The following is a 25,275-nucleotide window of genomic DNA, read 5'->3' as shown; positions in this document are numbered from 1 at the left end:
TGCTACATCGTTCGCGCTAACCGCTACGAACGAAATAGTCGTGTGTATTGTGTTTCGTGCAATGAACTCGCTAATGCCATCGAAGGCGAAAAGCTGCCTATCATCCAATCTTCTATCGTGCGGGCCTTTTCGATCACCTCAGGAAAGGTGTTGGTGATATTAATCAATGCCAACTGACCATCGGTTTGACCTAAAGGCACTAACTTGACCCCTGCGGTAACGATGTTTTCAAGCCAACTCCATAAATAACCCTGCTTGAGGCTCTCTAAATCAATACCCCAATGCTGAGCCGCCATACACATGCCCAACAATTGGTTTGGATGACTATCAACAGAATCCACCAGCGAAATATCGATATCCAAGCGCTTCAACAAGGTGTTCAATGCATGCCCACGCTGCTTTTCTTCCGCTCGCAATTCACTGGTTTCACGGCTTGAGTACAGGTAATTACACCAGTGCTCAATCTCATCGAGTTCACCCTTTTCTAGAGCGTGGTAAAGACGCTCTAATATAGGCAATTCCAAGGTCGCGACACTGGAGTTGACGATGGTGTTGAGCCACTGTTCCATGCTGTTGCGATCGGTCACCCAACCCGCTTCAACCGCTAACTCTAAACCCTGCGAGTAAGTGAACCCACCAATCGGCAATGACGGACTGATCAATTGAAACAGGCGATAGATGGCGACATTTTCTGTTGTGGTCATAACCGTGCCCTCAGTCTTCTAGAATCAAATAAGTTCGAGAGCTTACGCGCCTAACAGTAATAGTGCGCTTGCTGAAGCCACACCAACCGACATCCATTTTGAGTAAACCGCGCGGCCAACAAAAGCACCGATAACCATCAAAGCCAAAGCAGTGATGCTCATGCCAGTTGCAAACTGAGTTAGGTTACTTGCCGCTTCAACGCCATGCGCATAACCATGGAAAAACAACATGCCAATCGAAGCCGCTAATACACTGTTCACTCGCTTAGTCGATGGTGAGAACACGTGCCATAAACATAAGCTGACAACGAATAGAGAAGCGATGATTGCTGGTTCAACAATCACAGAGAAGCCTAGGGCTTGGCCTGCGATAAGCCCTACCACCAAAGACACCAATCCGCCGCCAATCAGAGCGGCTTTTGTCTTGGTGGAGAATAAAAGTGCGCCAATTAACAGACCAAAAGCGATCAACATGATCAGGTGATCCATACCTGTCACAGGGTGAGTTAAGCCAGACATAAATGAGTGAGACTCATGAACTGAGTGCGCTCCATGTCCTGGGTGAGCGAAAGCCAATGTTGATGTTGTTAGAGAAGCTATTGTGAAAGTACATAAGCCAGCAGCTGTTTTAAAGTTCATCGCGAGTTCCTTGCTTTATACCAATCGTAGTAAATAATTGCTCACCCTAGCTTGCTAAAATGCTCGATAACTGCGTTATAATTTTTGATTGTAGAATAACTACTTATCGAAAAATTATGCCTTGTTCTCAAGCCTTTTTTCTGCGCTATTGTTGATCACTTACTTACTGTGATTGGTATTATTGTTATTAATATCGTTGTTATATAAATCGTTTAGTGAGTCATCAATGACTCGATTAATGATGGTGATGATGTCCACCAGAGCGACCGCCATAAGCACCGCCTTCTGGTTCAAACGGTTGTTTTTCGGTCGTCACTATCGCGCCCAAACCTTCAACCATTTCATCTAAAACATGGTCGTGTTGATAACGAACCCAACCCGCTTCCACTTGCAGCGGAACATGACGGTTACCAAGGTGATACGCCACTCGCGTTAACAGGAGCAAGTCTTCACAGTAAACAGTCGAAACGGTTTCTGGTGCCGCTTTCACTTCCACTACCAAGCCACATTCACTCGACAGTTGTTCGCCACCACGCAAGATATGACCTCGCGGTAGAAACAGGCCGGCATTACGTCCGTCATCTAACATCACCTTAAGACGGCTTTTGATTCGGCTATCGATCGGCAGGCTTAAGTAGCCATCCGGTGCATTTTGCATTTGAGTATTCAGTTGAGTCAGTTCAATCATTGCTATTACCTCAATCTCCTTGTGAGATTTATAACGTTTAAATTAGGAGCCTTCAGCCTAAAAGCCCTTAGCTAAGAGCTAGAACAAGAGCCTTCAGCTCAGCGCTAAAATAAAAGCCTTCTGCCGAGCTATTAGAATAAAAAATATCTCTGAGCCATTGGCAGCTCTTCTGCAGGCTCACATGTCAGCAGTTCCCCATCGGCGCGTACTTGATACGTCTGAGAATCCACCTCAATTTTTGGCATCCAATCATTGAGCTTCATGTCGGCTTTACTGATATTTCGGCAGTTGCTCACTACACCAATCAAACTCTGCAAACCCAATTGCTTATCGATGTTCTGCGCTTTGGCTTCTTTAGAGACAAACAACATCGATGTGTTCTGACACGCCTTGCCATAGCTACCAAACATCGAGCGATAGTGAACTGGCTGAGGTGTTGGGATTGAAGCGTTTGGGTCACCCATCGGCGCCATGGCGATCATGCCGCCTTTCAAAATCACGCTTGGTTTCACGCCAAAGAAGGCTGGCTTCCATAGAACTAGGTCAGCTAATTTCCCGGCTTCGATCGAACCGATTTCATGAGACATACCATGAGTGATCGCAGGGTTGATGGTGTACTTAGCGACATAACGTCTTAAACGGAAGTTATCGCTGTAGTCTGAATCTTCTTTTAAGCTACCGCGCTGAACTTTCATCTTGTGCGCGGTTTGCCAAGTACGTGTTACTACCTCGCCTACTCGTCCCATAGCTTGAGAATCCGAGGCGATCATCGAGAACGCACCTAAATCATGAAGAATGTCTTCTGCGGCAATGGTTTCACGGCGGATACGAGATTCAGCAAACGCGACATCTTCTGCAATTGATGGTGAAAGGTGATGACACACCATCAACATGTCTAAATGCTCATCGACCGTATTGACCGTGTAAGGTCGTGTTGGGTTAGTCGAAGAAGGCAGAACGTTGGGTTCACCTGCCGCACGGATAATGTCGGGAGCATGACCACCGCCCGCACCTTCGGTGTGATAGGTATGAATCACGCGGTCGCCGATTGCGCCAAGTGTCGATTCAACAAAACCAGATTCATTCAGAGTGTCGGTATGAATCGCAACTTGTACGTCCATCTCGTCAGCCACACTCAAACAGGTATCGATTGAAGCGGGAGTGGTTCCCCAGTCTTCGTGTAACTTCAAACCCACCGCGCCTGCCGCTACTTGCTCACGCAGTGCTTCAGGCTGACTGGCATTGCCTTTGCCTAACAAACCAAAGTTCATCGGGAATTGATCGAGTGACTCTAGCATGCGGTGCATGTTCCAAGGCCCCGGTGTGCATGTGGTCGCGTTAGTACCTGTGTTTGGTCCAGTGCCACCGCCGATCATGGTTGTGACACCCGACGCCAGTGCTTCTTCAATCTGTTGTGGGCAAATAAAGTGGATGTGTGAATCAATGCCACCAGCAGTCAGGATTGAACCTTCACCTGCTAAAATTTCCGTGCCCGGACCAATCACAATATCAACGCCCGGCTGAACATCTGGGTTGCCCGCTTTACCCAATGCCTGAACTCGACCATCTTTGATGGCGACATCGGCTTTTACGATGCCCCAGTAGTCCAACACAATCGCGTTGGTGATCACCAAATCCGGCGTTTCGGCACTTGGACGTTGGCTTTGCCCTTGTCCATCACGGATAACTTTACCGCCGCCGAATTTCACTTCGTCGCCGTATACGGTGTAATCCTTTTCAACTTCTAGCCATAAATCGGTGTCAGCAAGACGCACTCGGTCACCGACTGTTGGCCCAAACATTTCGGCATAAGCCTGTTTGGATATCGTCGCCATGTTCAATCCTTTGTTATTTTAATTCTTTCTATGGGAGCGCTTAGAGCTTGCCCATCACCTTTCCTTGGAAGCCATAAATCTCTAACTTACCGGCATAACGCACTAACTCGACGCTACGCGACTGACCCGGTTCAAAACGGGTGGCAGTACCTGCAGGGATATTGAGTCGAAACCCTTTAGTGGCTTCTCGCTCAAAGATCAAAGAAGGGTTTGCTTCATAGAAATGGTAATGAGAGCCAATTTGAACAGGACGATCGCCAATGTTTTGTACCTTAACGGACGTTGTGTCTCGGCCTTCATTGAGAGTGATGTCACCCGGTGCGGTTTCTACTTTTCCGGGAACGAATCCTGAGTATTGTTTTGTGGAACCAGCCATATTACTTCTCCCTACACGATAGGTTCATGAACGGTCACCAGCTTGGTGCCATCAGGAAAAGTGGCTTCGACTTGTACATCAGGGATCATGGAAGGGATCCCCTCCATAACGTCATCGACAGTAAGAAGTGTGCGTCCAAAATCCATCAGTTCCGAAACGGTTTTTCCCTCACGGGCACCTTCTAGAATGGCACTGCTGATCAGTGCAATAGATTCGGGATAGTTGAGTTTTAAGCCTTTTTGTTTGCGCTGCTGTGCCAGCATTCCTGCGCAGAAGATAAGTAGCTTATCTTTTTCTCTTGGTGTTAATTCCATTTAGCCGCCCGCTGTTAGTGTTGTTTTCTTATTGCTCAAAAACGCATGAGCAGTAAGTGGGATTCAATCACAGCAAGCTTGAAAAAATGCACCTAGGGTCGGAAGTCACCCTAGGTACAAAAAGGGCTAATCGCTAAGTCGCCCAAATCCTTGGTAAATCAGGAGTCGTACCACATAAATGAGAGCGAGTTGCTTGCCATATCTGACCAAAGGCCTGGAGGATATCTTCACTCCAATTACCCAAGGCTCGCACCACAATCAATCCTTCTATCTGAGTCGCGCCCAATATTAATGTGGGTTCACTCGACATTTTTGATGTAACTGATTGCTGTGAAGCTTGCTGTGTAATAGATAAGAGCAAGCTCTGTACCAACTCTAAATCTTGCTTCTCATTTGAAGTGATATAAAAGGTTCCCATCATTGAATAATCAAGTAACCCCATATTTATCATTAACTTATCGCCACCATGAAAATTAAAGCCTTCAGTCAGAAGCCTTTGATTATCAAGATAGATTTCTGTTTTCCCAACGAGATGACCATGCTCGAATCCCTCATTCTGTGCAGGGCGTCCAAAACAGTGCATCTCCCAACCCCAAAACTGTGCACCCTTTTCTAGGCGAATTTCAGTATCTAAACGAACGTGTGCATTCGGGAAAAAGATGTTCTCTTGCGGCATCCATTCCAAGCGTGCATCTTTCTTCACTCGTAGGGTCTGCTTCTGCTTGGCGTACTTGTTGTTTGAGCGATAAAACTTGGTCGCACCGGGTGTGGTGATCAACGCATGCGCACCGCTTTCGATGGTCGCTTCAATATTGAGAGTGTCACCACCTACCACTCCGCCGGGGGGATGGAGTAAGTAGGTGTGACACGTTTCCCCATCAGGATACAGGGGGCGTTGCACCGCAAGCGGACCAGACTGCTGACGATTCTTTAATACGGTTTTATCACCTCGATCGACAAAGGTGAGGTTTAAACTCGCTTGCCAACCATCACGAATATCTTGTTCGATGGTCTCATTCAAAGATAAAGCTTCTACTAAAGAAGCCTTGCTTACTTCATTCGGAGAAAAGAGAGAATTCATACGGTTAGGTACTCCTTTATCAAGGACTCATCGAGCCCTGTCATTTCACCTTCTGCCACTTGGCGTCCACGGTCGATAATGCAAAAACGGTCACCGACCTTTCTTGCAAACGGCAGCTTCTGTTCAACCAACAGAACCGTGAGCCCCATTTTCTCGTTGAGCATGCGAATGATGTCGCCAATCTCTTGCACAATATTGGGTTGAATACCCTCCGTCGGCTCATCCAAGATCAATAGCTTTGGATTAACCACCAGCGCACGCCCAATCGCTAGCTGTTGCTGCTGGCCACCCGATAAATCACCACCGCGACGATGTAGCATCTCTTTTAACACTGGGAAAATATCGAAGATGAATTCAGGGATCTTGCGGTCACCCTTTTTACGAATCGGTAAACCGACCTCTAGATTTTCTTGAACAGTGAGCATTGGGAAGATCTGGCGACCTTGCGGTACATAGCCGATCCCTTGGCGTGGACGGTCCTCGGCATCGGTTTTCAAAAGTGACTCACCCGATAAGGAGATGTCACCGCTTTCAACCTTCACCAACCCCATAATGCATTGCAGTAAGGTGGTTTTACCGACACCATTTCGCCCCATTAGCACCGTGCATTTACCTTCTGGGATCTGCATATCCAAATCCCACAGCGTGTGGCTCTCACCGTAATATTGATTAACTGATTTAACCTCTAGCATCCTATTCTCCGAGATAAACTTGTTTAACTTCAGGGTGAGCCTGCACTTGATCCATGGTGCCTTCAGCCAACACATGACCTTGATGAAGCACGGTGACATGGCTGGCGATAGAACGAACGAAATCCATATCGTGTTCAACGACCACAACCGAGTGCTTACCTGCCAGTGAGTTAAGTAACTCAGAGGTGCGATCCATTTCTTGGTGAGTCATACCTGCCACGGGTTCATCCACCAGCAACAGCTTAGGGTTTTGCATCAATAGCATGCCGATCTCTAACCACTGCTTTTGTCCGTGAGACAGGTTACCTGCCAAATTCGCCGCTTCGTCTTTTAAATGAATCAGCTCAAGTACCGAGGTCAATTTGTCTTTCTGTTCACCAGACATCACAGCGGTGAACGTCGCCCACACTGAGCGGTCACCGGCCATGGCTAATTCAAGGTTCTGCCACACAGTTAAACACTCAATCACGGTCGGTTTTTGGAATTTACGCCCAACGCCTGCATTGGCGATTTCGGCTTCGTTCATCTTCAATAAGTTGATGTTCGAACCCAACCACACCTCGCCGGTGTCTGGCTTAGTTTTACCTGTGATAATGTCCATCATGGTGGTTTTACCTGCGCCATTAGGACCTATGATACAGCGTAGCTCTCCCTCTTTGATGTAGAGGTTGAGGTCGTTTATCGCTTGGAAACCATCGAAGCTTTTGTTGACGCCTTCGACATACAACAGCACGTTATGTCGAGTATCGATGGCAGGATGAATATCGGGTTTGAGGTAATCAAAGACTTCGTCTCGACGAGTGAACGCCTGAACCGATTCCTTTACGCTATTAAATGTGGTCATGCGATCACCTCCTTGGCCTTGTGCTGATCATCCTTATCTTTATCTTGGTTTTTCCCATTTGATGCCTTGCGCAGCTGCTGCCACTTTTCACTGACAAAGCCAATCACACCTTGTGGGAAGTACATGGTTGAGAGTACGAATAGTCCACCCAGAGCAAACAGCCACACCTCCGGGAACTCAACCGTAAACCAACTCTTGGCGTAGTTGATGATCAATGCACCGACAATGGCACCAAACAGAGTGGCACGACCGCCTAAGGCTACCCAAACCACAATCTCAATCGAGTTAAGAGGAGCAAATTCTCCCGGATTGATAATACCCACTTGAGGGACATATAAAGCCCCGGCAATACCGGCGATAACCGCAGAAAGAACGAAGACCCACAGCTTGATGCCATCGACGTCATAGCCCATAAAGCGAGTGCGTGATTCCGTATCACGAATCGCTAATGCCACACGACCTAATCGACTGGTCACCACCATGCGACAAGCTATGTAGCTGAGAATAAGCGCAATACCAGTCGCGACAAACAGACCTATCTTGACCGCATCACTCTGCAAACTCAGACCGATGATGTCTTTGAAATCCGTCAGTCCGTTGTTGCCACCAAAGCCCATTTCGTTGCGGAAAAATGCCAGCATCAATGCGTAAGTTAATGCCTGAGTCATGATAGAAAGATACACCCCGGACACACGAGAGCGGAAAGCTAAATAACCGAACAAGTAAGCCAATGCGCCCGGCACTAGCACCACCATCAGGCAAGCAAACCAGAACTGGTCAAAGCCCTGCCAGAACCACGGCAACGCAGACCAATCAAGGAACACCATGAAATCTGGTAAGACTGGATCACCATAAACCCCACGGTCACCAATCTGACGCATCAAGTACATGCCCATCGCATAACCACCAAGCGCAAAGAAAGCACCGTGGCCAAGGCTCAAGATTCCGAGATAGCCCCACACCAGATCGAGCGCCAACGCCAACATTGCGTAGCTCAGATATTTGCCCATCAGCGAGATAGTAAAAGTCTCTACATGGAGCGGGTGCCCACTTGGTAACATGGTGTTAGCCAGTGGGATAAGAATAACGGCCGCTAGAATGGCAAGGATGGTCAGTTGGCCACCTTTGTCACCACGCATTGCCGAAAGTACAAATGATTTTGACTGCATGATGTTGTCCTTAACCTTCAGCCGCACGACCACGTTGCGGGAAGAGTCCGCGTGGGCGTTTTTGAATAAATAGAATGATGAAAACCAGTACCAGAATCTTGGCGAGAACCGCACCAGCCCATGGTTCTAAAATTTTATTGAACAGACCAAGGCTTAAGCCTGCGACTAGCGTGCCCCATAGGTTGCCAACACCGCCGAATACCACCACCATGAATGAGTCGATGATGTACGCCTGTCCCATATTAGGGCCAACGTTGGTCAGTTGAGACAGTGCCACGCCTGCAACACCCGCAACGCCAGAGCCTAAACCGAAGGTCATCGCATCAACTCGCTCTGAACGAATACCCATCGCACGAGCCATGCCACGGTTTTGAGAAACCGCACGAACCTGCAAACCTAGTGGTGTCTTTTTCAGAACCATTAATAAGCCCATAAATACCAAACCACAGAACAGGATGATATAAAGTCGGTTGTAAGTCAGGGACAACATTGGGTTCAATTGAAGTGCGCCAGACATCCATTCAGGCGTGCTCACTGAGCGGTTCAAAGGAGAGAAAATCGAGCGAACAGCCTGCTGCAAGATTAAGCTAATACCAAAGGTCGCGAGTAAGGTTTCCAATGGGCGACCATAAAGATGACGAATCACACTTCGCTCAATCGCAATGCCCACTAAGCCAGAAACAATGAATGCCGCTGGAATGGAAAGTATCAGCGCTAGGCCAATATGATTCGGCATCAACAACTGCAATACGTAGGTGGTGTAAGCGCCAATCATGATCAGCTCGCCATGAGCCATGTTGATAACGCCCATCACACCAAAGGTAATCGCTAAGCCAATGCCTGCCAGTACCAATACCGAGCCTAAACTCAAGCCAAAGAATACGGTTTCAACACCTGAGTACAGAGCTTGGCTTTGTTGATAATCGTCCATCGCACGCTCTGTTGCAGCCAAAATGCTTGGTTCTTGCTCACCGTTAAGTAGTTGGTTCAGTGTTTTTAGAACGACTGAATGCTTAAAGTCGCCCACTCGTTCAATCGATGTTACTCGAGCTTCAGTTGTTGCACTGTTATCAAGCGAGGTAAAAATAGCTAATGACAAATCCATTAGTTCAGCGACTTTACCATCGGTCTCATTTTCTCTAAGTTCGGATAAACGATCGATGATAGTGGCATCCTTAGTTCCCAGTAGATCGAGAACCGCTTGATAACGCACATCTGGGTTACTGCTATTTAATCCAATAGAGGCAATTTCACCCCGTAAGATCCCGCGAAGTTTGTTGTTTACGCGCACCTTTTTAAACAGCTTAGCATTGTCGATATTGAGAGTTGATTCATCCCATACAGACTGAGCTGAAGTGGCTGTTTTGGTGTTTTGAATGAGATAGAGCTGTTTATAATGTTCGTTTTTTTTATCATTGAAGTAATAGAGATTGCCGTTTAACCATCCATATAAAATAGCTTTCGACACATCTTCCGTTTGCGTCTCAATCACCCAATCGATAGCTAATTCTTTATCCGATGTTTTCTTACCAACTAGCGCCTTGGTAAAGCTAGCTTCATCCGTTATTCCAGCAAAAGCCAACTGAGCACTGACTGCCATGAGCAACAGCGCTTTAAATACGTTTAATACGTTTTTCATCCCTGCTTCCTTAACCAACCAAGTTAGATATTGTTATTTTTACTTGGAGGATGTGTGGATAGTGGTTGTTACCTGAAACGATGAGCCTTCCGTTCGCTTCGCCCGTTAAACAGACGCGTTCTTCCCAAACCGGAAGGCTCAATATTCCTGAATTGACGATCTAGTAACCGCCAGAACACTTCTTCGTTTCGACGTTAAACGCACCACATGAGAATGGCTTCGACCAGCTAGAGAACAGTTTTGCCGATTCAGGTAAGTAACTCGACCAAGCATCACCCGCCACTAGTCCAGTGGTTTCCCAAACGATATCGAATTGACCATCGTCTTGGATTTCACCGATCAGGACTGGTTTAGTAATGTGGTGGTTTGGCAGCATGGTTGAGTAGCCGCCCGAAAGGTTAGGTACAGACACGCCAATCAAGGCATCTTGCACAGATTCAGGATCGGTTGTGCCCGCATTAGTGACCGCTTGAGCCCACATATTGAAGCCAACATAGTGCGCTTCCATTGGGTCATTGGTGACACGCTTTTCACTCTTGATGAACGACTGCCACGTTTCAACGAACTCTTCATTAGCTTCAGTATCAACACTCATGAAGTAGTTCCATGCCGCTAGATGACCAACCAATGGTTCTGTGTCCATGCCTGACAGTTCTTCTTCACCAACAGAGAATGCAATAACTGGGATGTCTTCAGATGAAATGCCTTGAGCGCCTAGCTCTTTATAGAAAGGTACGTTCGCATCGCCGTTTACAGTAGAAACCACAGCGGTTTTCTTGCCAGCTTCACCGAACTTTTTGATGTCTGAAACGATAGATTGCCAATCAGAGTGACCAAATGGCGTGTAGTTGATCATGATGTCTTCTTCTGCGACACCTTTATCTTTTAGGTAGGCTTCTAAGATCTTATTGGTTGTACGTGGATAAACGTAATCGGTACCTGCAAGTACCCAGCGCTCGACTTCAAGCTCTTCCATCAAGTAATCCACTGCTGGGATCGCTTGTTGGTTTGGCGCGGCACCGGTGTAGAAAACGTTTTTAGAAGACTCTTCACCTTCATACTGTACTGGGTAGAAAAGGATGCTGTTGAGTTCTTCAAAGACAGGTAGCATGGATTTACGTGATACCGACGTCCAACCACCGAACACCACATCCACTTTCTCTTTTTCGATAAGCTCACGCGCTTTCTCAGCAAATAGCGGCCAGTTTGACGCAGGGTCAACCACGACAGGCTCTAGCTTCTTACCAAGCAAACCGCCCTTTTTGTTCTGCTCTTCGATGAGCATTAGCACGGTATCTTTTAGCGTTGTCTCACTGATCGCCATGGTGCCAGAGAGTGAGTGTAGAACACCGACCTTGATGGTCTCATCAGCAGCAAACACTGTTGCAGAAGAAAATGAAAGTGTTGTACACAGTGCAGCTAGCGATAAATTGAACACCTTGTTCATGATATTACTCCATAATTGTATTTTTGTTATTCAATTACAGAGTTACAAGAAGAGTGCCAAACTTATAAACCAATGAAATTATTTATAAGTAATTGTATTAATAGAATTTAAAAGAAACTCACACCAATAGAGTGCATAGCAATCATGTAACTATGTTTCATACTGGTGCAGTGACGGTGGGAATGAACCAAGATGACACATTCCTGTTCTTCAGATACAAAAAAGACCCAACACTTTAGTATTGAGTCTCTGGTATAACATCACCGATGGTCGTTCAAACCATGTAGTTTAAGGCTATTCCGCAGGTTGAAATTCGAATTTTACTCTCGACTTTGATTTCAACTCGTTGCAATCACCGTTGCAAAAATAGCTCGCCGCACCACAGGCTTGAAGCTTCTCAAGTTGGCTGCTGCACTCAGGGCAAAACCCAACTTTAGTAAAGTGAGCCTGACAACTTTCACAATGATACTTGCCATCCCAAGCTAGCTCAGACTGGCACTTAGGGCAGATATTTTCACTCATTAGCATTTCCTAATTCACTACTATTTTTACAATCTACTACCGCTGAGACTTCGCTTGCTTGATTTGGTACATGTTCTTATCAGCTTGTGCGATCAACTGGTCTAATCCTTGAGGATCTTTCTCACAAGACAACCCAACACTCACTGAGAACTGCACATCATTGATATAAAGCGCTTGTTGCAGTGCTTTCTCTAAGCTGTGGTAGAAGCTAACAACGCTTTCTTGATCATCAAAGCAAGAGAACACCACAAACTCATCGCCACCATAACGGCCTATCTTGGCACATGCTGTGGTTGCCTCATCAAGAACTTCGGCAACCGCCAACAGCACATCGTCACCGAAACTGTGGCCATAGGTATCATTTATCGATTTGAACTTATCGACATCAACAAACAAACACGCCATCACCTTTTCAGAAAAGCATCGCTTGGCCAACACTTTCTCCGCTTCATTAAACAATGCGCGACGATTCAAGCAATGGGTTAAAGAATCTCGATTAGCGAAAAAGTTTAGCTGGTTCTCCAGCTCAAACTTCTCTAGTGCTACCGAATACAGGGAAGCCAGTAGCTCTAAGATCTCGAGCTCAAATTCATGTGGTTCAGAGATGTACTGGCTATAAATAGCGAAGGTAACCAACACATTACCGCGCGACGAGATAATGGGGACCGACCAACAGGCATGCAAATTCGCTTGATTGGTTAAGACCAGAAAAGGTGCCCAGTTTGGGTGTGCATTTATGTTGGAGACCATCACTGCTTTCTTAAGCGCAGCTGCCTCGCCACAAGAGCCTATCCCCGCACCAATTCCTATCCCTTCAATCTGTTGATTGTAAAAATCAGGCAGGTTTGGGGCATACTCAAGGTGTAACGTTTTAGACTCTGAGTTGAGCAGTAAAATTGAAGCCATGCGCTGCTCGGTAAGCTGAATAATCTTGTGATTTAAATCTTTGCGATCCATCCCAAGCGCAAGCTTCCGCAGCAAACTATTGACGGCTCGATGACCTTCTAATAAAAATTGTTGTTCCATTCACTAAGGCTTTCAATTGTGTAATCGGGTACAGCTTGTTCTTATGCAAGCTTGTTATTGGTTAATAATAGCACACTAAATTAGTACGACACACAATCGAAGATCATAGGTTGATCTTTCGCTTTATCTATTTTGATCAGCGATCTACCCCAAAAAGAATATTTATATCACCACACACCGAAAGCATAAGTTACATGTGCTGCATTTCAATTTTAAACAGTCATTTATATTAAAAGTTACATGAAAAAACAAAAAAACAGCACAAGCCATTTCGATCTGTAGTCTAGATCATCGAATTACATGCGTCAGCATTTCAATATGCTGGTCATCTAACTGGGTTAACTTAACGGATAATGCCTTAAGTTCTGAGGTGTTCTCAATGTGAGTACCACCACACGGAATAGACACTAAAGTGTCGGCATCCAACTGCCATTCCCAATAGCGAGAGTCTGTTAATGCTTCGCCTTCCAGTCGCATTGCAACTGGCGTCGGCTCTGCAAACCAGCCCGCAATCATTTGGTTGATATCAGCTTCGATGTCATCAAGACTTGCTAGCATATCTGCAACGTTCAAACCACGCTTCTTCAGGGTTTTGCCTAATCGATACTTATCGGTACACAGCTCTGGAGTCACAAAGCTCGTCACTTGTGCGTAGCTATTGAAGTCGTAACTGCCAAGCGGATCTTTTCTGTCCGCATCTTTACGCCAGTAGCTTTCAGCCAATACTTTATTCAAGGCTAGGAAAGCGATGTGACCAGCACTGTGACCACGGCTCAAACTGGCTTGGTACTCTTTATCAACCGACAACACGACTTCGTCGTTAACCTTAATCATAGAAGCAGATGTAGGTAGCTGGTGGACAACAACAAACGCCCACCCTTCCGTATCACGCTTAACAGGGATATCTGCTGCGATATGAAGCTTGCCAGTAGATTGTTCTATAGCACCAACAAGGCAGTCTTCAACGGGAAATTGCACGTCACCAACATTCACAAAGCCTTGGTCTGCAGGGTGATCGGGCCAAATATGACTCACTGGGTGGAAAGGTGTTACGTCGGCAATCAGGTAAGTTTTGCTGTCGTCGCTTTCAACGTATAGCGCTTTAGCATTGAGCTGCCAAGCCTGATGACAAAATTGAATAATGGTTGGTGTGATTGCTGACGCTGGTGTAATCAAATCGCTAGTAGTCATATCGTTCTTCTTTTGGAATCTAGTCTGATTCGTTAAGCCATGATGATAAAAACATATTGTTATGGCTTAACGTGAATTTTGCTTAAAAAAATACCCGAGACAGGCTCGGGTATCAAATCTATTGGAAAGGTTTACTTACGACCTTTAACCATGCTCATCATACGCTTACGTTTACGTTCTTGAGAAATTGTCAGCTTGTTTGTCTTAGCTTCAAATGGGTTCTCGCTGTTCTGGAATTGAATGCGAATAGGTGTACCCATGATTTCTAGTGAACGACGGTAGTAGTTCATCAAGAATCGTTTGTATGAATCTGGCAAGTTACGAACTTGGTTGCCGTGGATAACGATAATCGGTGGGTTGTAGCCACCAGCGTGCGCGTATTTCAGTTTCACACGACGGCCACGAACCATAGGCGGTTGGTGATCATCAGTCGCCATCTTCATGATACGAGTTAGCACAGAAGTACCAACACGAGTAGTCGCTGATTTGTAAGCTTCTTGTACAGACTCAAACAAGTGACCAACACCTGTACCGTGAAGTGCAGAGATAAAGTGAATACGTGCGAAATCAACGAAGCCTAAGCGACGGTCTAGCTCTTTCTTAACGCGTTCTTTAACGTCGTTATCTAGGCCATCCCACTTGTTTACGGCAATAACAATTGAACGACCAGCGTTCAACGCAAAGCCTAGCAAGCTTAGATCTTGATCAGAGATGTTTTCGCGAGCATCGATAAGCAGCAATACAACGTTAGCATCTTCAATCGCTTTCAGTGTTTTAACCACTGAGAACTTCTCTACCGTTTCGTTGATGTTTTTACGACGACGAACACCCGCAGTATCGATTAGAACGTATTCACGCTCGTCACGCTGCATTGGGATGTAGATAGAGTCACGAGTCGTACCTGGCATATCGTAAACAACCACACGCTCTTCACCAAGAATACGGTTCGTTAGCGTTGATTTACCTACGTTAGGACGGCCAATGATCGCTAGTTTGATCGGTTGATCTTGAAGACGCTTGAATTCTGCTTCAGCTTCTTCTTCTGTAAATTCAACCTGCTCTTCTTCTTCGTCTTCAAACTCAGTTAAGTCGCTTACTTCGCCATTCTCAGCTTTTAGCGCTTCTGCGAATGGGTTAAGAGCAAGGTCAATAAGTGCAGTAACACCACGACCATGCGCCGCAGCGATTTGGTACATGTCTTCTACACCTAGTTGCCAGAAGTCAGCACTTGCAGCATCAGGGTCGATACCATCAACCTTGTTTACTACTAGCATTGAAGGCTTTTCTAGTTGACGTAGGTGCTTAGCAATCGCCACGTCTGAAGGTGTTAGACCCGCACGGCCATCTACCATAAATAGAACGACATCAGCTTCATCAATCGCCGCTAGCGACTGTTCAGCCATTTTAGTTTCAACACCTTCTTCAGTACCGTCGATACCGCCAGTGTCAATAACAATAAAGTCATGCTCGCTAAAATGAGCATGACCGTATTTACGGTCACGCGTTAAGCCAGGGAAATCCGCAACCAATGCATCACGAGTTCGAGTCAATCGGTTAAATAACGTAGATTTACCTACGTTCGGACGCCCTACTAGAGCAACAACAGGTACCATAACAACCTCTACAATTTCTTCTCTAAATGTAGTTATAGGTAAGCACTTGTTCGCAAGTTTAAACTCTTACCTATAACCACACGGTTTATTAATTTTTAACAACAAAACGGCTCCTGGCTGTTACCAACCAGGAGCCGACTGTGAATTATATCACGCTTTTATTGGCTAATCGTTAGTTTCTTTACATCGCCATTGCGAGTCGTCACTAAGTAGCCTTCAGGCAGTTCAATTGGTGCAACCGCAAAGCCGCTATCATCGACAAGCTGTTGAGCAACAAACTCACCCGATGAACGATCCAACCAGTGCAGATAACCTTCAGTATCACCCACGACTACATAACCATTAATAATAGCAGGTGCTGTCAGTAAGCGGTTTTCTAACAATGGAGTGCTCCACAGTTCAGTACCACTACGCGCATCAACCGCAACCACATGGTCTTTGTCGGTAACAACGAACAAACGGCTACCATCACTTGCTAAATCAATCGCTGATGAGTAGTTACGTTTCCAAATTGGCTTACCAGAACGAAGGTCGATAGCAATCAGCTGACCATTGATACCTACGGTATACAGGGTGCCACCAAGAACAATTGGAGATGCATCAACATCAACCAAACGATCAATTTCCGTTGCACCTTTTGGTGTGCCTACTGGCTGTTGCCAAATAAGCTGACCACGATCAACGATAGCCGCAGCTAGACGACCATTTGCTGTACCCCAGAATACACCACCAGAAACTGCAACAGGCGAGCTATCGCCACGCAGTGTTAGGCTTGGTACTTCCGTACTGATGGTCCATTTTTGTTCACCGCTTGCTTGATCTAACGCGATCAACATACCGCGACTGGTATGAACAATGACCATGTTGCTATCAGTTGCTGGGGATGCAAGCACCTCGCCATTGACTGATACACGCCACAGCTCTTCACCGGTCGATTCTTCCAGTGCGATCACTTCGCCATTTTCAGAACCAACAAAAACTTTACCGTAAGCCGCCGTTAAGCCACCCGATAAACGAGCCAATACGTCTTTCTCAAGATCGACTTTCCACAGCGCTTTACCTGTATCAGGATCAAGCGCTTTAACCATACCTTCACGGCTTGCAACAAACACTTTGTCGTAAGCCAATTCTGGCGTTAGTTTTGAAAAGTAGTGACCAACACCATCACCAACCGACGTAGACCATTCCTGACTAGGAGTGAACTCGCTGTTTACCGTTGGGACTGGAGCCATGATTACGGTGTCTTCTTCACCCGCACAGCCAGCTAGTAGGCCAAGAGCAATCGCACACAACGCCGCTTTTGGAAACATCTTCTTCATTCAAAGCGCCTTATTTAGCTAGGTCGTCAAGTTTGATTTGAAGCGTTTGGCTAGCGTCAACAGCTTGCTGTGCTTCTGTGTAAGCACTGTATGCTGCGTCTGTGTCGCCTTTACGAAGTGAGATATCACCACGCAGTTCAGCAACACGGCCTTTCCAAGATTCGTCTGTCATAGCAGCAAGATCAGTCAGTGCTGCGTCAAATTCACCTTGCTCAGCTTTAATACGTGCAACACGGTAAGTAAGTAGTGGCGCAAGTGCCGCGTCCTTAGTTGCCGATTTTGCCCACTCGAGCTGTTCAAGTGCCGCCGCTAGATCGCCTGCTTGTACTTGTACTTTTGCTAGTTGCATAGCAGCAAGTACTGAGTACTCAGCATCTTTGTTTGCGTCGATGAAAGCTTGAATATCAGATTGAGCATCAACACCCTTAACATCAAGAGCTGAAATTACAGAGGTGTAGCTTTCTGAAGCTGCTTCACGCGCTTCAACTACTGAATCTTGGTAATAGCGCCAGCCAAATAGACCACCTAAACCAATAACCGCACCAAAGATTACGGCTTTACCGTTCTCTTTCCACCAATCTTTAATGGCTTCAACTTGTTGCTCTTCGCTATCGTAAAGTTCCACTTCCTGTCCTCTTTAATTCTTTAAACGCCAGCATAGTGCTGACGTTAGTATTCATTATGAGCGTTTGCTCAATGGCTAATTAGATTAGCGCAGCAACTTTCTCTGCAACTTCCGTTTGAGACACGGTTTCTTGCTCGCCGCCAACCAGATCTTTTAGCACAACTGTATTGTCAGCAACTTCGTTCTCACCAAGTACCAGCGCCACAACAGCACCTACTTTGTCAGCACGTTTGAATTGCTTCTTGAAGTTACCACCACCGAAGTGGTTCATTACACGCACGCCTTCAACGGTGTCGCGTAATTGATTCGCTAACTGCATGCCCGCGATCATAGTACCTTCGCCAGCAGCAACTACGTATACATCAACGCTACGACGAACTTCTGTTAGCTCTAGCGTTTCCATCATCAGAACCAGACGCTCTAGACCCATTGCGAAGCCAACTGCATTGGTTGCTTTGCCGCCTAGTTGCTCAACAAGACCATCGTAACGACCGCCGCCACATACTGTACCTTGAGCACCAAGGCTGTCTGTGATCCACTCAAATACAGTGCGGTTGTAGTAATCTAGGCCACGTACTAGACGCTCATTAACTTGGTATTCGATACCAACAGCGTCAAGAAGTTCACACAAACCAGCAAAATGTTGCTTCGATTCTTCACCTAGATATTCAGATAGTCGAGGTGCGTCACCTAAGATAGCTTGAACATCAGGGTTCTTAGTATCAAGTACACGTAGAGGGTTAGTGTGCATGCGACGTTTGCAGTCTTCGTCAAGCACATCAATGTGTTGCTCAAGGAAAGCCACTAACGCAGTGCGGTAGCTAACGCGATCTTCTTGAGAACCGATTGAGTTCAGCTCTAGGCGAACGTGCTTGTCGATGCCTAGCTCACGCCATAGACGTGCTGTCATCATGATAAGTTCTGCGTCAACGTCTGGACCGTCTAGGCCAAACACTTCAACACCACATTGGTGGAATTGACGGTAACGACCTTTTTGAGGACGCTCGTGACGGAACATAGGGCCCATGTACCATAGGCGCTGTTCATCACGGTTGATAAGGCTGTTTTGAATACATGAACGAACACAACCTGCTGTGCCTTCTGGACGCAGCGTTAGGCTATCGCCATTGCGGTCGTCAAAGGTGTACATCTCTTTAGAAACAACGTCTGTCTCTTCACCAACTGCACGGCTAAATAGGTTTGTTTCTTCAACGATAGGCATACGTACTTCGTTGTAACCGTATGCACTCACCACGTTTTTAACTGCGCTTTCTACTTTCTGCCACAGTGGTGATTGAGTTGGAAGGCAGTCGTTCATGCCTCGAATTGCTTGAATATTTTTAGCCACAGTATTTATTCCGTAATTTCTCACGACCAGGTGTTAGTGCGAATAGACAATCACACCCCACCGCGTTGTATTAATCTTCTAAGTTTTCTACATCAATGCGATTTGCTTTATCAAGCACTGACGCTTTTGCACGAATCTTAGCTTCAAGTTTGTCGACAAGGTCATCGTTGTCGAAGCGCTCTTTCTGACGCTTACCATCTTCGTAGAAGGCACTCTTACGTGCACTACCAGCTAAACCTAAGTGAGACACTTCAGCTTCACCAGGGCCGTTAACCACACAACCGATGATAGATACGTCCATTGGAGTGATCACGTCTTCTAGGCGCTCTTCAAGGGCATTAACGGTGTTAATAACATCGAACTCTTGACGAGAACAGCTCGGACACGCAATGAAGTTGATGCCACGCGAACGAATGCGCAAAGATTTAAGAATATCAAAGCCAACTTTGATCTCTTCAACCGGATCAGCCGCTAGCGATATACGCAGCGTATCGCCGATACCTTCAGAAAGAAGCATACCTAAACCTACCGCTGACTTCACAGAGCCTGCACGCGCACCACCCGCTTCGGTAATACCAAGGTGGAGAGGTTGATCAATCTGCTTAGCCAGCAAACGGTAAGAACCGACAGCAAGGAATACATCAGAAGCCTTCACGCTGACTTTGAATTGATCAAAGTTCAGACGGTCTAGGATATCTACATGACGCATTGCTGATTCAACAAGCGCTTCTGCTGTAGGTTCTGTGTATTTCTCTTGGATCTCTTTCTCAAGAGAACCGCCGTTAACACCAATACGAATCGGAATATTCATATCACGTGCACAATCAACAACTGAGCGGATACGGCTTTCGTTACCGATGTTACCTGGGTTGATACGCAGACAGTCAACGCCGTATTCCGCCACTTTAAGTGCGATACGGTAGTCGAAGTGAATATCAGCAACCAAAGGAACAGAGACCTGCTGCTTGATTAGCTTAAAGGCTTCAGCTGCATCCATAGTCGGTACAGATACGCGAACGATATCAGCGCCAACTTTTTCCAGAGCTCTAATTTGAGCAACGGTCGCGGCTACATCTGTTGTTCTTGTGTTGGTCATGGATTGCACAGCAATTGGTGCACCATCACCGATCGGCACATCACCCACATAAATACGGGTTGATTTGCGACGAATAATAGGAGATTCGTGTTGCATATTAACTCTAAGGTAAGGTTATTCTAGCTACTTTGCCTGAAGTATACCCAGAAAGGTCGACAGGTTCACTTGCAAATGTCATTGATACGCCTTCTGGCGCACCTAGAATCACTTTATATGGCGCAGTTCCTGATAGATTTAACGACTGACCTGCTTTTTTGATGCCAGTCGACAAGGTTTTACCCGTTGCATCTTTTACTTGGATCCAGCAATCAGCGGTGAACTGCATCACTAGTTCGTTAGCCACAGCTTCAGGAGCCGTGCTAGCTTCAACCGTTTCTGCATTCGCAGCAGCTTCAGCAGTTGGTTCAGTCTCTGTTGTTTGTTGTGCAGAAGTTTCGTCAGCTGGAGTAACAGCATCTGAACTTTCTTCCGCATCGCTTATCGCAGCAAGGCCTTCAGCACCTTCAACAACAGAAGCACCCGCTTCGTTTTGTTCAGCTTCAATCACTTCTAAAGAGGTGAATTCAGGGGCAAGTGATTCTTCTACCGCTAGCTCTTCTGAGCTTTCAGTATTCGCTAAAGATTGAGATAGGGTGTCTTGTTGTTGGTTCTGCCACCACCAAAGTGAGGAGATACCCGCAATGACCGCAAAAATACTCCAAGTCAGGATCATAATACGGCTGTTGTGCTTCTCGGTTTTGGTCTTACGAGAAAAGCTCAACATTTCTTGCTCTTGATGCTGAGCATCACCGGCATGATGCAGCGCACTCAATACGACTTTTTCGTCAAGATTGACGTATTTCGCGTATGAACGAATATAGCCACGCATAAACGTCGCCACTTGATCTGACTCGAATTGGTTTTCTTCAATTTGTTGGATCAGCGTAACGCGAAGTTTCAAGCGATCAGAAATCTGCTTTTGCGTTAAACCAAGAGATTCTCGTTTGTTCTTAAGCAGCGTTCCCGCTTCCAAAGCTGGAGCTACGGTTTCTTGCGTTTGTGTATCTTGTTCTGTGTTCATAGAGAGTGAACTTCTAAAGTATTATCGCAGGTTGAGGAGAGCGTTTTCTTATTGTCGTTTAAGCTCAATCTAACAACCCACGTTATGTGGAATTTTTCCTGCTATCTAAATCATCAACCCTTAAAGGCGAACATCATTCATTTGTTATGGATGACCTTCTCAGGAAGCTAGTTTATCAAGTAGCCAACCTAAATAGACATATTGATGATCAGTAGCAAGCGAGCACTTAAATTAATTTAAGATTAGTTAATCATAAGCTAATGCCATTACAAGGCAAAAACACTTTAAACAAAATTTACCGTCAGCTCATGGTTTTGTCCAAAATTTGACGAAAAATGTAAGAAAGCGTGGGCAAGAAGTCCAAAAAATCAAAAACTGCACCCCAGAAAAGCAACAAGCCAGAAGTAAGACTTCTGGCTTGTTTAGGTTCTAATCGCGTTTTATACCGCTTTTACTTCAATCACACCACCGGCAATCAAGTTCGCTTCAGAGGCTGCTTTGATCATTTTGGTACGTTTGGTTCTATCAATCACATCACCGACTAACTGACCACACGCGGCATCAATATCATCACCACGAGTCTTACGAACGGTTACTGTGTAGTTGTATTCCATCAGCGTTTTTTGGAAGCGATCAATACGAGAGTTGCTTGGCTTCTTATAAGGCGACCCCGGGTAAGGGTTGAATGGAATCAAGTTGATCTTACAAGGCGTCTCTTTCATTAGCTCAGCAAGTTCACGTGCGTGGTCCATATCATCATTCACATGATCCAATAACACGTACTCAACCGTTACTTTACCGCGGTTAGCATTTGAAGATGCAATGTAACGACGAACAGATGCTAGGAAGTCTTGGATATCCCAACGGTCGTTGATCGGCATGATTTGGCTACGTAGTGCATCGTTTGGCGCATGTAGAGAAATAGCCAATGCGACATCGATGTTGTCTGTCATTTGGTCAAGGCCAGAAACAACACCAGAAGTTGATACGGTTACACGACGCTTAGACAGTGCGAAACCTAGATCATCAAGCATGATTTCTAATGATGGCATTAGGTTCTTCATGTTCAATAGAGGCTCGCCCATACCCATCATTACAACGTTAGTAATTGGACGACGACCGGTTTCTTTTTCTAGGCCGATTTCGCGAGATGCACGCCAGATTTGGCCAACAATCTCTGAAACTTTTAGGTTACGGTTGAAGCCTTGTTGAGCTGTAGAACAGAACTTACATTCAAGTGCACAACCAACCTGTGAAGATACACATAGCGTCGCACGGTCACCATCTGGGATGTATACCGTTTCAACGTCTTGGTCGCCAACGCTCATCGCCCATTTAATTGTGCCATCTGAAGAGTGTTGAGCTTCAGAAACAACAGGTGCAACAATCTCACAGCGACGTTGAAGTTTCTCACGTAACTTTTTGTTGATGTTATTCATTTGTTCGAAGTCATCGACACCGAAGTGATAAATCCACTTCATCACTTGCTCTGCTCGAAACGCTTTCTCATTCAGTTCTTCTGTGAAAAATTTACGAAGACCTTTACGATCAAAATCGAGTAGATTGACTTTAGCTGTGGTCATGATGCCTCTCAATGACGGAACAATAATTAAGGGCGCGAATTGTACAGGCTTTACGCAACTTCAACAAGCATTGTAAAACCCTGTGTTTATTAAGACATTCAAACTTAAGCGATTAAAATTTGAACGATTGTATTTATCGGCCTGAGATTACCCAATTTAAACAAAGATTCCCGATTACACTCCTTCGTCGCTTTCGGGAATGACGTAAATAATCACCAATTGCTCGATAATATTTACCACGAGATGGTTGCTCCAAAGTTCCCCGTCATTCCAGAACTGAGGAACGAAGTATCTGGAATCTCCAATAACAAAAACAGATTCCCGATTACGCTCCTTCGTCGCTTTCGAGAATGACGACTAAATTGATTATCGAGAGCGTAAAATCCACTTACAAAAAAGGCCTCACCGAGGTGAAGCCTTTAGAATAATTTGCAGTGCCGATTATTGAGCTGGGCGTGGGCAAATTTCAGATTCTGGGAAGAAGAATTCGATTTCGCGAGCTGCAGACTCAGGGCTGTCGCTGCCGTGAACTGAGTTGTAACGCATGCTGATTGCGTAGTCAGCACGGATAGTACCGCATGCCGCTTCTTCTGGGTTTGTTTTACCCATAAGCTCACGGTAACGAGCGATAGCGTTTTCGCCTTCAAGCACTTGAACCATGATAGGACCAGAAGTCATAAACTCTTTAAGAGCTGGGAAGAACTCTTTACCTTCATGTTCAGCGTAGAAGCCACTCGCTTGCTCTTCAGTAAGACGAACCATTTTAGCAGCAATAATTTCTAGGCCTGCTTTTTCGATACGGTGGTAGATTTCACCAACAAGGTTACGCTTAACTGCATCCGGCTTAACAATTGAGAACGTTCTTTCTAGAGCCATAGGGATTCCTTCACTTCATTTTTTTGTTATTAAATACTGAAATTACTGAGATCTTTCGATCTGAGCTTTATGAATGAGTGGCACAAAATACCGCTCACCCTTATTACTATTTTGCTTGGTCGATAAGAAGACGAGCCAGTGTGCGAACGCCCATACCCGTTGCGCCTGCCGCCCACTTGTCACTTGCTGACTTACGGTAAGTACCCGCGCAATCCATATGAATCCAACCTTTTTTGTAGTCATCTACAAAGTAAGAAAGGAATGCCGCTGCTGTACTTGCACCCGGTGTGTAATCGCCTGTGCTGATGTTTGAAAGATCAGCAAAGTTTGAAGGCAACATACCACGGTGGAAATCAGCAAGAGGCAGTGGCCATAAGCCTTCTTTCTCTTGGTTTGCCGCTGTTAGCGCTTGGTGAGACAACTCATCATCGAAGCTTAATAGTGCGTGGTAGTCGTTACCTAATGCGTTTTTAGCCGCGCCTGTTAGCGTTGCACAGTCGATGATCAGCTCAGGGCTTTGTGCACTTGCGTACATCAGGCCATCAGCTAGCACTAAGCGACCTTCCGCATCAGTGTTCATGATCTCAACTGTTTTACCGTTTTTGTAGGTAATGATATCGCCAAGCTTCAATGCGCGACCAGAGATCATGTTCTCTGCGCAACATAGAATAAGCTTGATGCGCTTGTTAAGACCGCGTTCAATCGCAAGACCTAAACCACCAGTAATCGTTGCTGCGCCACCCATGTCAGCTTTCATCGCTGTCATGAATTGGCCTGGCTTGATACTGTAACCGCCCGAATCGAACGTAATACCTTTACCGACTAAACAAGCAAATACAGGTGCGTTTTCATCGCCTGTTGGGTTGAAGTCCAGTTGCAGCATTGCTGATGTACGCTCAGAGCCACGGCCGACCGCGTAGATGCCTTCCCAACCTTCGGTTAGTAGATCCTTGTCTTTAACAATCTTCGCTTTAACAGTGCCCGCTGGTGCCACTGACTTGATGTATTCTGCAGCCATTGTCGCAAGTTGACGAGGTGCCACTTCTTCAGCGGTTTTATTGATAATGTCACGCGTCCAGTCAGTTGCGCGAATACGAGCTTCAAGCTCAGTTTGATCGGCTTCTGAAAGTGCATCCCATTCCAATGCATTCTTTTTCTTTGGTCCACGGTAGCCTTGGTAGAAAGCCCAAACGCTTTCTAGATCCCAACCTTCACCACGAAGTGAAACGAATGCGATACCTTGTCCGTCAAGCGTACGACCCGCACGTTGAACTGCGCCTAGATCGTGGCCTTCACCAATGTGAATTGTCGCTCCCGCTTCTGAGAACGATAAAATAGCTCTTGCTCCCCACTGAGGCTGGGCAGCTTCTTGACTTAAAAATACTGACATCTGTGTAGACATGATTTCTCCTTGTCATGAACCACTTCGAGAGTGTGATTCTGATTATTTTTTATTAGCGCACTGATGTTAGCATTATGTAGGAGGAAAATGTCATTTTGATAAAAAAACGGACCATAAGGTCCGCTTTTTTTAGTAAGAATTGTTAACTTGGCTGCGTTTTATATTGGACTGATGCCAACCCGCGAC

24 protein-coding genes are annotated in these 25,275 nt (G+C 45.9%); all 24 read right to left on the bottom strand.

Features of this window, described 5'->3' with window-relative positions; translation table 11 throughout:
• Positions 1-23 precede the first annotated feature (23 nt).
• Positions 24-704 (bottom strand): urease accessory protein UreF, encoded by a 681-nt coding sequence (locus AB4133_RS12970; RefSeq protein WP_229647779.1) that lies wholly within the window; start codon positions 702-704, stop codon positions 24-26.
• 42 nt (positions 705-746) lie between these two features.
• On the bottom strand, positions 747-1,343 hold the full coding sequence (locus tag AB4133_RS12965; protein ID WP_017069300.1) for a HupE/UreJ family protein: 597 nt from the start codon (positions 1,341-1,343) through the stop codon (positions 747-749).
• Between the two features lie 235 nt (positions 1,344-1,578).
• The gene (ureE, locus tag AB4133_RS12960) at positions 1,579-2,031 is read right to left on the bottom strand and encodes an urease accessory protein UreE (RefSeq protein ID WP_137002166.1); all 453 of its coding nucleotides are present in this window, start codon (positions 2,029-2,031) and stop codon (positions 1,579-1,581) included.
• 131 nt (positions 2,032-2,162) lie between these two features.
• On the bottom strand, positions 2,163-3,866 hold the full coding sequence (ureC, locus tag AB4133_RS12955; protein WP_372050938.1) for an urease subunit alpha: 1,704 nt from the start codon (positions 3,864-3,866) through the stop codon (positions 2,163-2,165).
• A 40-nt stretch (positions 3,867-3,906) separates the two neighbouring features.
• Complete coding sequence (locus tag AB4133_RS12950; RefSeq protein WP_372050939.1) at positions 3,907-4,242, bottom strand: urease subunit beta; 336 nt, start codon at positions 4,240-4,242, stop codon at positions 3,907-3,909.
• Between the two features lie 11 nt (positions 4,243-4,253).
• Positions 4,254-4,556 (bottom strand): urease subunit gamma, encoded by a 303-nt coding sequence (gene ureA / locus AB4133_RS12945; protein ID WP_004735119.1) that lies wholly within the window; start codon positions 4,554-4,556, stop codon positions 4,254-4,256.
• Positions 4,557-4,689: 133 nt separating this feature from the next.
• Entirely contained in the window at positions 4,690-5,637 is a 948-nt protein-coding gene (locus AB4133_RS12940) for an urease accessory protein UreD (RefSeq protein ID WP_372100234.1), read from the bottom strand.
• The gene (gene urtE, locus AB4133_RS12935) at positions 5,634-6,329 is read right to left on the bottom strand and encodes an urea ABC transporter ATP-binding subunit UrtE (RefSeq protein WP_017062505.1); all 696 of its coding nucleotides are present in this window, start codon (positions 6,327-6,329) and stop codon (positions 5,634-5,636) included. The genes AB4133_RS12940 and urtE overlap by 4 nt, the downstream gene beginning before the upstream one ends.
• 1 nt (position 6,330) lies before the next feature.
• Positions 6,331-7,173: an urea ABC transporter ATP-binding protein UrtD gene (urtD, locus tag AB4133_RS12930; protein WP_017062506.1), complete on the bottom strand. Its 843-nt coding sequence runs from the start codon at positions 7,171-7,173 to the stop codon at positions 6,331-6,333.
• Positions 7,170-8,342, bottom strand: coding sequence for an urea ABC transporter permease subunit UrtC (urtC, locus tag AB4133_RS12925; RefSeq protein ID WP_017062507.1), 1,173 nt, complete (start codon positions 8,340-8,342; stop codon positions 7,170-7,172). Before urtC ends, urtD begins: the two co-directional genes overlap by 4 nt.
• A 10-nt stretch (positions 8,343-8,352) precedes the next feature.
• Positions 8,353-9,981, bottom strand: coding sequence for an urea ABC transporter permease subunit UrtB (urtB, locus tag AB4133_RS12920; protein WP_372224688.1), 1,629 nt, complete (start codon positions 9,979-9,981; stop codon positions 8,353-8,355).
• A gap of 160 nt (positions 9,982-10,141) precedes the next feature.
• A complete protein-coding gene (gene urtA / locus AB4133_RS12915) occupies positions 10,142-11,428 on the bottom strand; it encodes an urea ABC transporter substrate-binding protein (RefSeq protein WP_372224686.1) in 1,287 nt (428 codons plus the stop codon).
• Positions 11,429-11,722: 294 nt separating this feature from the next.
• Positions 11,723-11,950: a zinc ribbon domain-containing protein gene (locus tag AB4133_RS12910; RefSeq protein ID WP_017056199.1), complete on the bottom strand. Its 228-nt coding sequence runs from the start codon at positions 11,948-11,950 to the stop codon at positions 11,723-11,725.
• Between the two features lie 36 nt (positions 11,951-11,986).
• Positions 11,987-12,976, bottom strand: coding sequence for a sensor domain-containing diguanylate cyclase (locus AB4133_RS12905; protein ID WP_372224685.1), 990 nt, complete (start codon positions 12,974-12,976; stop codon positions 11,987-11,989).
• A gap of 288 nt (positions 12,977-13,264) precedes the next feature.
• Entirely contained in the window at positions 13,265-14,167 is a 903-nt protein-coding gene (locus AB4133_RS12900) for a metal-dependent hydrolase (RefSeq protein ID WP_017071840.1), read from the bottom strand.
• A 131-nt stretch (positions 14,168-14,298) separates the two neighbouring features.
• Positions 14,299-15,780, bottom strand: coding sequence for a ribosome biogenesis GTPase Der (gene der / locus AB4133_RS12895; RefSeq protein WP_017062511.1), 1,482 nt, complete (start codon positions 15,778-15,780; stop codon positions 14,299-14,301).
• Between the two features lie 158 nt (positions 15,781-15,938).
• Positions 15,939-17,099, bottom strand: a complete 1,161-nt coding sequence (gene bamB / locus AB4133_RS12890) for an outer membrane protein assembly factor BamB (RefSeq protein ID WP_017062512.1) — start codon at positions 17,097-17,099, stop codon at positions 15,939-15,941.
• Positions 17,100-17,109: 10 nt separating this feature from the next.
• On the bottom strand, positions 17,110-17,724 hold the full coding sequence (locus AB4133_RS12885) for a YfgM family protein (protein ID WP_017062513.1): 615 nt from the start codon (positions 17,722-17,724) through the stop codon (positions 17,110-17,112).
• Between the two features lie 79 nt (positions 17,725-17,803).
• Positions 17,804-19,072, bottom strand: a complete 1,269-nt coding sequence (gene hisS / locus AB4133_RS12880) for a histidine--tRNA ligase (protein ID WP_017062514.1) — start codon at positions 19,070-19,072, stop codon at positions 17,804-17,806.
• Positions 19,073-19,142: 70 nt separating this feature from the next.
• Positions 19,143-20,264 carry a flavodoxin-dependent (E)-4-hydroxy-3-methylbut-2-enyl-diphosphate synthase gene (gene ispG / locus AB4133_RS12875; RefSeq protein WP_009848294.1) on the bottom strand — a complete coding sequence of 374 codons (1,122 nt, stop codon included), beginning with the start codon at positions 20,262-20,264 and terminating at the stop codon, positions 19,143-19,145.
• 7 nt (positions 20,265-20,271) lie between these two features.
• Positions 20,272-21,228 carry a cytoskeleton protein RodZ gene (gene rodZ / locus AB4133_RS12870; protein WP_372104882.1) on the bottom strand — a complete coding sequence of 319 codons (957 nt, stop codon included), beginning with the start codon at positions 21,226-21,228 and terminating at the stop codon, positions 20,272-20,274.
• Between the two features lie 440 nt (positions 21,229-21,668).
• Positions 21,669-22,811: a bifunctional tRNA (adenosine(37)-C2)-methyltransferase TrmG/ribosomal RNA large subunit methyltransferase RlmN gene (locus AB4133_RS12865; RefSeq protein ID WP_019822113.1), complete on the bottom strand. Its 1,143-nt coding sequence runs from the start codon at positions 22,809-22,811 to the stop codon at positions 21,669-21,671.
• 441 nt (positions 22,812-23,252) lie between these two features.
• Positions 23,253-23,687, bottom strand: coding sequence for a nucleoside-diphosphate kinase (ndk, locus tag AB4133_RS12860; RefSeq protein WP_016797173.1), 435 nt, complete (start codon positions 23,685-23,687; stop codon positions 23,253-23,255).
• A 106-nt stretch (positions 23,688-23,793) separates the two neighbouring features.
• Complete coding sequence (gene pepB, locus AB4133_RS12855) at positions 23,794-25,089, bottom strand: aminopeptidase PepB (protein WP_017062517.1); 1,296 nt, start codon at positions 25,087-25,089, stop codon at positions 23,794-23,796.
• Positions 25,090-25,275 lie beyond the last annotated feature (186 nt).

The organism is Vibrio sp. 10N.286.52.F8, assembly GCF_041468745.1.
GTDB classification, from domain to species: domain Bacteria; phylum Pseudomonadota; class Gammaproteobacteria; order Enterobacterales; family Vibrionaceae; genus Vibrio; species Vibrio crassostreae_C.
The sequence above is the reverse complement of the archived record's forward strand: the minus strand, read 5'-3'. Positions and strand labels throughout refer to the sequence as shown.